The organism is Actinosynnema pretiosum (assembly GCF_024171695.1).
In the GTDB taxonomy this organism is placed as follows: domain Bacteria; phylum Actinomycetota; class Actinomycetes; order Mycobacteriales; family Pseudonocardiaceae; genus Actinosynnema; species Actinosynnema pretiosum.
Map to the genome: position 1 here is coordinate 199,504 of NZ_JAMTCF010000018.1, position 12,342 is coordinate 211,845.

10 protein-coding genes are annotated in these 12,342 nt (G+C 72.9%); 6 read left to right on the top strand and 4 right to left on the bottom strand.

Features of this window, described 5'->3' with window-relative positions:
* Positions 1 to 65: 65 nt before the first annotated feature.
* The 3 genes from LV78_RS31515 (at position 66) to LV78_RS31525 (ending at position 3,276) form a co-directional block, all read left to right on the top strand.
* The gene (locus LV78_RS31515; protein WP_253849664.1) at positions 66 to 1,181 is read left to right on the top strand and encodes a calcium:cation antiporter; all 1,116 of its coding nucleotides are present in this window, start codon (positions 66 to 68) and stop codon (positions 1,179 to 1,181) included.
* 346 nt (positions 1,182 to 1,527) lie between these two features.
* Entirely contained in the window at positions 1,528 to 2,169 is a 642-nt protein-coding gene (locus tag LV78_RS31520) for a phosphotransferase (protein ID WP_253849665.1), read from the top strand.
* 291 nt (positions 2,170 to 2,460) lie between these two features.
* Complete coding sequence (locus LV78_RS31525; RefSeq protein WP_253849666.1) at positions 2,461 to 3,276, top strand: bifunctional DNA primase/polymerase; 816 nt, start codon at positions 2,461 to 2,463, stop codon at positions 3,274 to 3,276.
* Between the two features lie 294 nt (positions 3,277 to 3,570).
* Here LV78_RS31525 and LV78_RS31530 read toward each other — a convergent pair whose 3' ends face one another.
* The 3 genes from LV78_RS31530 to otnK are packed head-to-tail and all read right to left on the bottom strand — an operon-like array spanning position 3,571 to position 6,288.
* Positions 3,571 to 4,398: a DeoR/GlpR family DNA-binding transcription regulator gene (locus LV78_RS31530; RefSeq protein ID WP_253849667.1), complete on the bottom strand. Its 828-nt coding sequence runs from the start codon at positions 4,396 to 4,398 to the stop codon at positions 3,571 to 3,573.
* Between the two features lie 16 nt (positions 4,399 to 4,414).
* A complete protein-coding gene (locus LV78_RS31535) occupies positions 4,415 to 5,062 on the bottom strand; it encodes a class II aldolase/adducin family protein (protein WP_253849668.1) in 648 nt (215 codons plus the stop codon).
* Positions 5,059 to 6,288 (bottom strand): 3-oxo-tetronate kinase, encoded by a 1,230-nt coding sequence (otnK, locus tag LV78_RS31540; RefSeq protein ID WP_253849677.1) that lies wholly within the window; start codon positions 6,286 to 6,288, stop codon positions 5,059 to 5,061. The genes LV78_RS31535 and otnK overlap by 4 nt, the downstream gene beginning before the upstream one ends.
* A gap of 138 nt (positions 6,289 to 6,426) precedes the next feature.
* On the opposite strand from otnK, the gene LV78_RS31545 reads away from it, so the two are divergent.
* Both LV78_RS31545 and LV78_RS31550 read left to right on the top strand, forming a co-directional pair.
* Positions 6,427 to 7,743 carry a homoserine dehydrogenase gene (locus LV78_RS31545; RefSeq protein WP_253849669.1) on the top strand — a complete coding sequence of 439 codons (1,317 nt, stop codon included), beginning with the start codon at positions 6,427 to 6,429 and terminating at the stop codon, positions 7,741 to 7,743.
* On the top strand, positions 7,740 to 9,017 hold the full coding sequence (locus LV78_RS31550) for an ArsB/NhaD family transporter (RefSeq protein WP_253849670.1): 1,278 nt from the start codon (positions 7,740 to 7,742) through the stop codon (positions 9,015 to 9,017). Before LV78_RS31545 ends, LV78_RS31550 begins: the two co-directional genes overlap by 4 nt.
* A 576-nt stretch (positions 9,018 to 9,593) precedes the next feature.
* Here LV78_RS31550 and LV78_RS31555 read toward each other — a convergent pair.
* The gene (locus LV78_RS31555) at positions 9,594 to 12,005 is read right to left on the bottom strand and encodes an ATP-binding cassette domain-containing protein (RefSeq protein WP_253849671.1); all 2,412 of its coding nucleotides are present in this window, start codon (positions 12,003 to 12,005) and stop codon (positions 9,594 to 9,596) included.
* A 55-nt stretch (positions 12,006 to 12,060) separates the two neighbouring features.
* Between LV78_RS31555 and LV78_RS31560 the strand changes: the two genes are divergently transcribed.
* Positions 12,061 to 12,342, top strand: a 282-nt coding sequence (locus tag LV78_RS31560; protein ID WP_253848807.1) for a transposase, incomplete at its 3' end; no start/stop codon positions are given.

The following is a 12,342-nucleotide window of genomic DNA, read 5'->3' on the forward strand; positions in this document are numbered from 1 at the left end:
ATTGGGCATCAAGGGTGCGAACTGGGAAAATGAATCATCCGATGTTCCTCCGACCCGGGAGAACGATGACCTCAGCGACGCGCTCGCGCATCCCGCCCATGCTGTCCTGGACCAACGCAGTGCCCGTGCTCTCCCTGCTGGCGCTGCTGCTCACCTGGGGCCGAGAAACCGGCCCGATCCTCGTCACCGTGGTGGCACTCATGCTCGCGGGCTCCGTGCTCGCGGCGGTCCACCACGCCGAGGTGGTGGCGCACCGGGTTGGCGAGCCGTTCGGGTCACTCGTGCTCGCCGTCGCGGTGACCATCATCGAGGTCGCGCTCATCGTGACCCTGATGATCTCCGGCGGCCCCGAGGCCGCCACCCTGGCGAGGGACACCGTCTTCGCGGCGGTCATGATCACCACGAACGGCATCATCGGCCTGTCGCTGCTGCGCGGCGCGCTGAAGTACCAGGTCGTGCCGTTCAACGCCGAGGGCAGCGGCGCCGCGCTGGCCACGGTGACCACGCTGGCCGTGCTGAGCATGGTGGTGCCGACCTTCACCACCAGCACGGCCGGGCCGGAGTTCACCACGCCGCAGCTGGTGTTCGCCGCGCTCGCCTCGCTCACCCTGTACGGCATGTTCGTGTTCACCCAGACGGTGCGCCACCGCGACTTCTTCCTCCCCGTGGAGATGGAGGACGAGGCGGCCGTCGAGGCGAACGACGAGCACGCCCCGCCGCCGTCCAACCGGGAGGCCTGGACCTCGCTCGGGCTGCTGCTGGTCGCGCTGGTCGCGGTCGTCGGCCTGGCCAAGGTCGAGTCGCCCGCGATCGAGGCCGGGGTGGCCTCGCTGGGGCTGCCGCAGTCCTTCGTCGGTGTCGTGATCGCGCTGCTGGTGCTCCTGCCGGAGACCCTGGCCGCCGTGCGCGCCGCCGGTCGCGGGCGGGTGCAGATCAGCCTCAACCTCGGGTACGGCTCGGCGATGGCCAGCATCGGCCTCACCGTGCCGGTGATCGCGCTGGCCACCATCTGGCTGGACGGCCCGCTCATGCTCGGGTTGGAGGCGACCCACATGGTGCTGCTGGCCATGACCGTGGTGGTGAGCATGCTGACCGTGGTCCCCGGTCGGGCGACGAGGCTCCAGGGCGGCGTGCACCTGGTGCTGCTCGCGGCGTTCCTGTTCCTGGCCGTCAACCCCTGAAGGCCGGTTCGACCCAGCGGGGCCCCGTCACCGAGAACCGGTGCCGGGGCCCTTCGGGTTTTTCGGGGCGTTCCCCCAGGGGGTTTTCACACCGCTCTCCCCGGTGCGGGTGGGTGCCCTGGTGTGGCTGCGGGGAGGGGTTGGGCCTTCCGGCCCAAGGGCGGTCGCGGTGCCGGGACCTGCGGCGGGGCGTTGCCAGGACCGGCCGCTGGGGGACCCGTCCTGGTACTAGGCTCGGGGCCGCGCGGCGCGGTGAGCGGCGCGGTGAGACGGGGGTGCCGATGGCGGACCGGGGTCGCGGGTTATCCCCGAGCGGTGAGCGGGTCTCCACCAGGGGCGCGGCCCGGTGAAGCTGCTCGCCGCGGGGCGCGACGCGGACGTGTACGCGCTCGACGCCAACCGGGTGCTGCGCCGGTACCGGCGGGGCGGTGACGCGGCCGTCGAGGCGGCGGTGATGGGTCACGTGGCGCGGCACGCGTTCCCGGTGCCCGAGGTGTTCCAGGCCAAGGGGCCGAACCTGGTGATGGAGCGGCTGTCCGGGCGGACTCTGCAGGCGGCGCTGCGGGCCGGTGACGCGGAGCCGGGGTTGGCGGGGCGGTTGCTGGCGGACCTGCACGCGCGGCTGCACCGGGTGCCGGGGCGGCAGGGGGACAAGGCGCAGCGGGTGCTGCACCTGGATCTGCGGCCGGAGACGGTGGTGCTGACGCCCAAGGGGCCGGTGGTGGTGGACTGGACCCGCGCGGGGGAGGGGCTGCCCGACCTGGACGTGGCGGTGACGGCGGTGGCGCTGGGGCAGGTCGCGGTCGGCGGGCAGGCGGGGGACGCGGCGCTGGCGCGGGCGGTGCTGCCGGTGTTCCTCGCGGCGGCTGGGGGGAACGCGGTGCGGTTGGTGGAGCAGGCGGTGGCGATCCGGGGGGCGGATCCGAACTTGACCGTGCGGGAGTCGGTGGATCTGAGCGAGGCTGCCGCGTTGGTGCGGCGGACCTGAGTTCTTCGGCTGGTTGCCCTTGGGCGGCTCAGGCGCTGTGATTCCAATTTATTCCATGACTTCAGTGTTGATTAAAAGGAAGCCTCAACGCGAGCCAAGCAAAGATCGCCAGGACTGGCCAGGACAGGCGGGGCTCTGGTGTCGCCCTGGTCCGGCTGGTCCGGCTGGTCGCTCGGGTTGGCCTCGGTGGACCTGTTCCGGGGCGTTCGCCGGGTTCACACTGGTGGGAGAGGACTTGGCGCGCTTCCCCCGCGTCGGGCGGCGGTTCGCCGAGCTTTGAGGGGGGCGCGCGTGTCCGGTGTGCGGGTGGCGCTGGCCGTGGTGGAGCGCGGGTGGCCGGTGATCCCGCTGCGACCTGGTGGAAAGGCCCCGGTGCTGCGCGACTGGGACCGGCGGGCCACCGCTGATCCCGACCGGGTGCGCGCTTGGTGGGCCAGGGCGCCGTTCAACGTCGGCATCGCCTGCCGTGGGGCCGGGCTGCTGGTGGTGGACCTGGACGTTCCCGGTGGTCGCGAGGTGTTCGAGGGGCTCGGGTCGTGCCCGGTCACGTACGGGGTGGGGACGCCCAGCGGTGGTGAGCACCGGTACTTCCGGGCCCCGGCCATCCGACTGGGCAACTCCGCTGGACGGCTCGGGCCGCGCGTCGACACCAGGGGCGCGGGCGGGTACGTGGTCGCGGCCGGGTCCGTGGTGCGCGGGGTCCGGTACCGGGTGCTGTGGGACGAGCCGGTGGCGGCTGCGCCGGAGTGGCTGGTCGCAGCTTTGGCGCCTGCCCCGAGGCCGCCTGTGGTGCCTGCGGTCAACCCCTCGTCGCGGCGGGTCCGGGCTTACCGGGACGCGGTGGTGGCGGGGGAGGTCGAGCGGGTGCGGGGGGCGCTGCCGGGGACTCGCGCGCACGTGGTGTTCACGGCCGCGTGCAGGCTGGGGGAGCTGGTCGGCGCGGGGTGGTTGGGGGAGCGGGAGGCCGAGGAGCTGATCCTGGACGCGGCGGTGGTGCACGTCGGTGTGGAGGGGTGGACTGAGCGGGAGGCGGCTCGGCACGCGCACAACGGGGTGGTGGCGGGCGCGCGGAGGCCTCGGGTGATACCTGAGCAGCGGCGGGGGTAGGGGCACCCCCGCGCACGCGGGGAAGACGACGCCAACACCCCGGAGCAGGACGCCGACTGGGGACCACCCCCGCGTACGCGGGGAAGACAGGGACTTCATCTTGCGGGCGAGCAGGTGGCGCGGACCACCCCCGCGTACGCGGGGAAGACGTCTCGGGCCAGCAGGGAAAGCCCTCGGTCCAGGGGCCACCCCCGCGTACGCGGGGAAGAAGCTTTCTGACCAGCGAGTTTACTCGCCCAAGCCAGCCTTTTTATTCGGCCCGCCCCAGTCCCGTATCCAGCCCCGCGCCCCCGCTCAAGCCACCCCGTCGTCCGATCCGGCCGCCCCAACCCCGCCGCCACCAGTCCCAGCCCCAGCCCGAACCAACGTCACCCCAACCCCCTCAACCAACCCCGCCGCCTCGTCCGACAGCTCGTCATCCGTCACGATCGTGTCAATCTCGTCCAACCGCAACGCCCGATACCGGGCGAACCGCCCGTACTTCGCGCTCCCCGCCACCAGCACCGACGTCGTGGCCACCGCCAACGCCGCCCGCTTCACCTCGACCTTCGCCTCCACCGGCGTGGTCACCCCGTGCCCCACGTCCCACGAGCTCGACGACAGGAACGCCACGTCCAGCGACAGCTCCCGCAGCGCCAGCGTCGCCAGCCGCCCCACCGTCGACTGGTTCGACACCTCCACCCGCCCGCCCAGGCAGATCAGGTCGACCCCTGGGTGGTCGCAGAAGTCGGCCACGGTCGCCAGGTCGTTGCTGACCACGGTCAGGTCCCGCACCCCGTCCAGGAACGGCCGCATGGCCTGCACCGTCGTCCCCGCGTCCAGGTACACCGTCATCGAGTCGGTGACCATCGCCGCCGCCGCGCGCGCCATCGCGGTCTTCGCCGCCCGGTCCGAGCCGGTCTTCTCGACCCGGTCCGGTTCGCGCAGCAGCCTGGTGGCGATCTTCGCGCCCCCCGGCGTCACCTCGACGCTGCCCAGCTTCTCCAGCGCCGCGATGTCCCTGCGGATGGTCATGTGGCTGACCCCGAGCAACTCCGTGAGCTGGTGGTAGCTGAGCACCTGCGCCTGCCTGAGCCTGCGCAGGATCTCCTGCCGTCGCTGCTCCGGGATGAGCGGCGCCATCTGTTCAGTCAACTCCTCATCGGTCCGCGCTCCCGCCCCACGGGCTCGACCAGCGCCGCGCCAGCTCGGCGATCGCCGTCGCGTCGAGCTCCCTGCGGGCCAGTCCGCTGGTCAGCAGGGTAATGCGGCACGCCTCCTCCAGTTCCACGGCCCGGTCCACCGCCTCGGCCAGCCCGCCACCCGCGACGACCGAGCCGTGGTTGGCCAGCAGGGCCGCGCGCAGCTCCCACGGGCACTCCAGCAGGTCCGTGCCCAACCCCGGATCACCGGGGGCGCGGTAGGGGAGCAGCGGGGTCTGGCCGACGCGCATCACGAAGTACGGGGTGAGCGGCGGGACGGCGCTGTGCTCGGCCCACGGCTCCAGGCAGGCCACGGCCACGGCGGACGGGGAGTGCACGTGCACGACCGCTCGGTGCTCGGGGGAGCGGCGGTAGAACGCGACGTGCAGGGGCCACTCCTTCGAGGGACGTGCGCCACCCAGGTGGGCGCCGTCCAGGTCCAGCACGGCGATGTCCTCGGGGCCCAGCTCGCCCAGGGGCACGCCGGTGCCGCTGAGCAGCACGCGGTCGCCGTCCAGGACGCTGATGTTGCCGCTGCTGCCGGGGCTGAGACCGGCCTCGACCACGCGCGCGCCCGCCTCGGCGAGCTGCTCGACCGCGCTCACGCGAGCCGGTCCCAGGCCGAGGTGAACAGGTCGTCGGGGCCGAAGTTGCCGCTCTTGAGCGCGAGCGCGATCTCGCGGTTGTTGAAGGCGGTGGCCGCCGCCCAGCAGATGCCGGGGGCGATCTCAGGGCCCGCGCGCAGCACGCCGACGCCCAGGGAGCGCACGACCGCGCCGCTGGTCTCCCCGCCCGCGACGAGCAGGTGCCGCACTCCCGACCGGACCAAGGTCCGCGCTACCCTGGCCAGCACGGTCTCGACGGCCGGGGCGACCGGCCGTCCGTCGACCTCGGGGACCAGGTCGGCGTCCTCCCCGGTGCTGTAGATGATCGGCACCGAGTCCTCGGGCTGCTGGACGGCCCACGCGGAGATCCGGCTGAATTCGAGATCCGGGGTGCGCACGGCGGCCACGGGGTCGACGCGCAGACCGGGCTGGGTCCGCGTGGCGTCGGCGATCTGTCGGCGGGTCGCGGTGGAGGCGCTGCCGCACAGCACGGCCCGGCGGGCGCTCGCCGGGGCGGTCCACCCGCTGACGTCCCCGTTCGGGTCGGGCAGGCCGAGCGCGAGCCCGGACCCGCCGCTGACCACCACGTCCTCGGCGACGGCCGAGCCGATCACGGCCAGGTCGGCGTCGTCCACCGCGTCCACCACCACGTACCGGGCCGTCGTCCCCTCCAGCGCGGCGCGCAGGGCGTCACGGCCGGAGCGCACCACGTCCAGGTGCACCTCGGCCACCTCGTGCCGGGTCTGCGGGCGCAGCAGGTCGGCGACCCGCGACCGGGTCATGGGGGTGAGCGGGTGGTGGCGCATGGGGGAGTGCTCCAGCAGCTGCCCGTTCACGTGCAGCAGCCCTTCCCGGACCGTGCGACCGTTGGCGGGCAGCGACGGCACGACCACCACCCGCTCCGCGCCCGCCCGGTCGGCCACCGCGTCCAGCACCGGTCCGATGTTGCCCTCGTCGGTGGAGTCGAAGGTCGAGCAGTACTTCACGTACACCCGCCGCGCGCCCCAGTCGAGCAGCCGCTGGTGGGCGGCGCGGGTGGCGGCGACGGCCTCCTCGACGGGCGCGGTGCGGGACTTGAGCGCGATGACGAGCGCGTCGAGCCCGGCTCGGACCCGCTCGCCGGGGTCGTGGTCCTCGATCGCGACCGCGACCCGGTGTCCGTTGCGGCGCAACATGATCGCGAGGTCTGTCGCGCCGGTGAAGTCGTCGGCGATGGCTCCCAGCATGGGCACATCACACATGATGTGAAAATTTGGTGCAAGTTTGTACAAAAGTAGATTCCGTGCCTACAGTACGGCCCACCCCGGCTCCGAGCGGGGGAAGCGGCAGGCAGCGCGACGACGCGCGCCCAGATTGGAGCAACGGTGATCCATTCCCACGCCGTCCGGGACCGGCACCCGGTCAGGATCGCGCTGACCGGCGCGAACGGTGGTTACGGCCGCACGCTGCTGGCGCAGCTGCGGAGCACTCCCGAGCTGGTCCCCGCGCTGCTGGTCGAGCCGGACGCCGACGGGATGCGCCGCACCCTGGCCGAGCTGGGGCTCGACGCGGGCGCGATAACCGACGGGTCCGACGTCGACTGGTCGGGGGTCGACGTGCTGATCGAGGCCAGCGGGAAGGTCGCCGCGGGCGCGGGCTACGCCACCGCCGCGCTGGAGCACGGCGTGCACGTGGTGATGGTCAGCAAGGAGGTCGACACCGTCGCGGGCGTCGCGCTCGCCGCGAAGGCCGCCGAGGCCGGGCTGCGCTACCTGCCCGGCGACGGCGACCAGCCCGCCAACCTGCTGCGCTTGCTCGACTGGGTGACCGCGACCGGCCTTGAGGTCGTCGCGATCGGCAAGTCCGGCGAGTACGACCTGGTCTTCGACCCGGCCACCGGCGCCGTCACCCAGGCGGGCGCCACCGTCCACGCGCCCGGCCTCGCCGACCTGCTCGACCTCGGCGCCGACGTCCGCGCCACGCTGGCCCGCCGCGCCGAGCTGGTCGCGGGCCTCAAGCGCTCGGCCGCCGCCGACCTGTGCGAGATGACCGTCGTCGCCACCCGCTGCGGGGCCGTCCCCGACCGCGAGGACCTGCACTACCCGGTGGCCAGGATCGCCGAGCTGGCCGACGTCTACGCCGCCCGCGAGCACGGCGGCCTCCTGGAGCGCTCCGGGGTGATCGACGTCTTCTCCGCCCTGCGCCTGCCCGACGAGGCCAGCTTCGCGGGCGGGGTGTTCGCGGTGGTGCGCACCGGCGACCCGGTCACCTGGGAGCTGCTGCGCGGCAAGGGCCACGTGGTCAGCCGCGACGGCCGCTACGCCTGCCTGTACTGGCCGTACCACGCGATGGGCGTGGAGACCCCGCTGACCGTGCACGCCGCCGTCGACGGGACCGGCCCCGCGCACGCGCCCAGCCCGTCCGTGCTGCTCGCCGCCAGGACCGCGACCGCGCTCGACGCGGGCACCGCGTTCCGGGTCGCCGGGCACCACCACGAGATCGACGGCGTCACCCCGGTCATGGTCGCCCCCGAGCCGGGCGCGGCCCCGTACTACCTGCTCGACGGCGCGCGCCTGCGCAGGCCCGTCGCGGCGGGCGAGCTGGTGCGCCTGGACGACCTGGAGGGCGTCGCCCCAGGACCGCTCGACGCCCACCTGTTCGCGCAGGCCCAGGCCGTGGCGACCGAGGGAGGCCCGGCATGAGCGCGGAGATCATCGCGCTGGTCGTGTTCGCGGCGGTCTTCGCGATCTCGGCCATCCGCAACGTGCACATGGGCGCCCTCGCCCTGGTCGCCGCGTTCGTCATCGGCATCGGCCTGGTCGGCGAGGACCTGGACACCGTCCTCGGCGGCTTCCCCGTCGACGCCCTGCTGATCCTGCTCGGCATCACCTACCTGTTCGGCATGGCCAGGGAGACCGGCACGATCGACTGGCTGGTCGACCGCTCGATCCGGCTCGTCGGCCCCAGGGTGGCGCTGCTGCCGTGGGCGATGTGGCTGATCGGCACCGCCGTCGCCTGCCTGGGCACCTCGCACGCCGCGTTCGCCGTCGTGCCGATCGCGATGTCGCTGGCCACCACGCACCGGATCAGCCCGACCCTCATGGGCATCGCCATGAGCTCGGCGATCGTCGGCGGCGCGCTGGCCCCGACCAGCATCAACGGCATCACGGTCGCCACCGTCGCGGAGAAGGCGGGCCTGCCGTACAACACCGGGCTGATGTTCTTCCTGTCGGTCGGGGTGAACGCGCTGGTCGTGCTGGCCGCGTTCCTGATGTTCGGCGGCCGGGAGCTGATCCGCCGCTCGCGCGCCGGGGCCGAGACCACGACCACGGCCGACGAGTCCCCGCTGGTGCCGATCAACCGCGTCCAGGTGACCGTGCTGGTCACCCTGTTCCTGCTGATCGCCGGGTTCTTCACGCTCACCGTGCTCGACGTGGACGTCAACCTCGGCGTGGTCGCCCTGACCCTCGCGGTGGCGCTGTCCCTGCTGTTCCCGGAGATCGGCCGCAAGGCCGTGTCCAAGGTCGACTGGGGCACGATCCTGCTGCTCGGCGGCATCCTGACCTACGTCGGCGTGCTCACCAGGCTCGGCGCGATCGACCAGCTCGGCGAGATGGCCCGCTCGGTCAGCGCCCCGCTGGTCGCGGCGGTGGTGATCTGCGTGATCGCGGGCCTGGTGTCGGCGTTCGCCTCCACGATCGGCATCCTCGGCGCCCTGATCCCGCTGGCCGTGCCGCTGCTGGTGGACGGCGGCGGCCTGGAGGCCACCGGGTTCATCTACGCGCTGGCGATCTCGGCGTCCCTGGTGGACTGCGCCCCGTTCTCCACCACCGGGGCCACGATCGTGGCGTCGGCGGCCGAACCGGAGCGCCCGCTGCTGACCAGGCGGCTCACGGTGTGGGGCTTCGCGATGGTGCTGATCGGGCCTGCGTTCACGATCCTGACCATGGTGGTGCCGCAGTACCTGCTGTCCTAGCCCGCCACGGGAGGACCGGGGGCCGTCCGCGCGCTGCGGGCGGCCCCTCGCCGTGTGCCACGATCAGGCAGGAGCATCGGCTGATCGGACGACCTGTCCGCCCACGGGTGGGAGGTGGTGGCGGGCTTCTCGACGCACCCGGACTGGGACCACCTGTCTGGCACCCCCGGTTCGGCGCGGCGGCGCCTCGGCTCTGCACCGCCCGCTGCGCCGCCTCGATCCGGGAGCAGCTGGCCGAACCGGACGCCGAGGCCCGCACCGCCGAGCACCTCGCCCCCACGGGCATCGCCGACCGGGGCCCCGCTCGACCTGCTCGGCCGGGTGACCGCCCTGCCGGACGGGGCGGCCCTGCTGCCACGGGACGGGTCGAGGGCGCGGATCGTCGAGCACCGGGCGCACGCGCCGTGGCACGCGGCCCTGCTCCTGGACGGGCACGGGGTGCTCGTTGCCGGCGACATGCTCTCCGACGTCCTGGTCCCCTGCTCAGCTGGGCCGCCGTCGACCCGGTGCGGGACCACCTCGCCCCGCTGTGGAGCACCAGCAGCGGAGCGCCGCCCCCCGCCCCGTCCCGGCCCCTCAGGCCACGTACTCCGCCAAGTGCTCCCCGGTCACCGTCGCCCGGCTCGCCACCAGCTCCGCGGGCGTCCCCTCGAACACCACCCGCCCGCCGTCGTGCCCGGCCCCCGGACCCAGGTCGATGATCCAGTCCGCGTGCGCCATCACCGCCTGGTGGTGCTCGATCACGATCACCGACTTCCCCGAGTCCACCAGCCGGTCCAGCAGCCCGAGCAGCTGCTCCACGTCCGCCAGGTGCAGCCCGGTGGTCGGCTCGTCCAGCACGTACACCTCACCGCTGCCCGCCATGTGCGTGGCCAGCTTGAGCCGCTGCCGCTCGCCGCCGGACAGGGTGGTCAGCGGCTGCCCCAGGCTCAGGTAGCCGAGGCCCACGTCCGCGAGCCGCTTCAGGATCGCGTGCGCGGCGGGCACCCGCGCCTCGCCCTCGCCGAAGAACCCGACCGCCTCGCCGACCGGCATGGCCAGCACCTCGCTGATGTCGCGCCCGCCCAGCCGGTGCTCCAGCACCTCCGCCTGGAACCGCTTGCCCTCGCAGTCCTCGCAGGTGCTCGCCACGCCCGCCATGATCGCCAGGTCGGTGTAGGTGACGCCCGCGCCGTTGCAGGTCGGGCAGGCGCCCTCGGAGTTCGCGCTGAACAGCGCGGGCTTGACCCCGTTGGCCTTGGCGAACGCCTTGCGGATCGGCTCCAGCAGCCCGGTGTAGGTGGCCGGGTTGCTGCGCCGCGAGCCCTTGATCGGGGCCTGGTCCACCGGGATCACCCCGTCCCGCCTCGCGAGCGAGCCGTGGATCAGCGAGGACTTGCCCGACCCCGCCACGCCCGTCACGGCCACCAGCACGCCGGTCGGCACGTCCACGTCCACGCCCTTGAGGTTGTGCGTGGCCGCGCCCCGGATCTCCAGCTTGCCGGTGGCCGCGCGCACCGAGTCCTTGACCTTCGAGCGGTCGTCCAGGTGCCTCCCGGTGGTGGTGCCGCTGGCCCGCAGGCCCGCCACGTCGCCCTCGAAGCACAGCGTCCCGCCCGCCGAGCCCGCGCCGGGACCGAGGTCCACCACGTGGTCGGCGATCGCGATCACCTCCGGCTTGTGCTCCACCACCAGCACCGTGTTGCCCTTGTCCCGCAGCCGCAGCAGCAGGTCGTTCATCCGCCGGATGTCGTGCGGGTGCAGCCCGGCGGTGGGCTCGTCGAACACGTAGGTGACGTCGGTGAGCGAGGACCCCAGGTGCCGCACCAGCTTGACCCGCTGCGCCTCGCCGCCGGACAGCGTGCCCGCGGGCCGGTCCAGGCTCAGGTAGCCCAGGCCGATCTCGGTGAACGAGTCCAGGGTGTGCCGCAGCTTCTCCAGCAGCGGCGCGATCGACGGCTCGGCCAGCCCGGCGACCCACTCGGCCAGGTCGCTGATCTGCATCGAGCACGCGTCGGCGATCGACTTGCCCGCGACCTTCGAGGACCGGGCCTCGGGGCTGAGCCGGGTGCCGTCGCACTCCGGGCAGGTGGTGAAGGTGACCGCGCGCTCCACGAACGCCCGCACGTGCGGCTGCATCGCCTCGACGTCCTTGGCCAGGAACGACTTGCGGATGCGCGGGATCAGGCCCTCGTAGGTCAGGTTGACGCCGTCGACCTTGATCTTCGTGGGCTCGCGGTGCAGCAGGTCGTGCATCTCCTTCTTGGTGAACTTGCGGATCGGCTTGTCCACGTCGAAGTAGCCGCACCCGGCGAAGATCCGCCCGTACCAGCCCTCGGTGCTGAAACCGGGGATGGTCAGCGCGCCCTCGGCGAGCGACTTGGAGTCGTCGTAGAGCTGGGTGAGGTCGAAGTCGGTGACCGAGCCCCGGCCCTCGCAGCGCGGGCACATGCCGCCCAGCCGGTTGAACGTGGCCTTCTCGGACTTGGTGCGGTTGCCCCGCTCGACCGTGATGGCGCCGCTGGCGCGCACCGAGGCGGTGTTGAACGAGTACGCGCTGGGCGGCCCGATGTGCGGCTTCCCGAGGCGGCTGAACAGGATGCGCAGCATCGCGTTCGCGTCGGTGGCGGTGCCCACGGTGGAGCGCGGGTCGGCGCCCATGCGCTGCTGGTCCACGATGATCGCGGTGGTGATGCCGTCGAGCACGTCCACGTCCGGGCGGCCCAGGTTCGGCATGAAGCCCTGCACGAACGCGCTGTAGGTCTCGTTGATCAGCCGCTGCGACTCGGCGGCGATCGTGCCGAACACCAGGGACGACTTGCCCGAGCCGGACACGCCGGTGAACACGGTCAGCCTGCGCTTGGGCAGCTCGACGTGGATGTCCTTCAGGTTGTTCTCGCGAGCCCCGTGCACGCGGATCAGGTCGTGCCCGTCGGCGGGGTGCCCGGACGTCGGGGGCGTGCTGGCCTGCTGGGCTGCGGTGCGCTTGGCGGCGTTCACGGCGGCCATGCTAGGGCGTGTCCTCAAAGCAGTTGTAGCTGATCTGCTTTGATTTCGGGTCGTGATCCGCAGGCACGAGTTGACCGATGAGCAGTGGCGGGTGATCGAGCCGTTGCTGCCAGTCTCGGGCGCGAAGGGTCGTCCTCGGGTGGACGACCGTCGGGTGATCAACGGGATGCTGTTCAAGGCCAAGTCCGGGATCGCGTGGCGTGACCTTCCCGAACGGTACGGGCCGTGGAAGACGGTCTACAACCGGTTCTGGCGCTGGTCGCGCGACGGCACCCTCACCGCGCTCGTGGCGAGGGTTCGCGTCATCGCCGAGGCGATCGACGAGTTCGACCGCGAG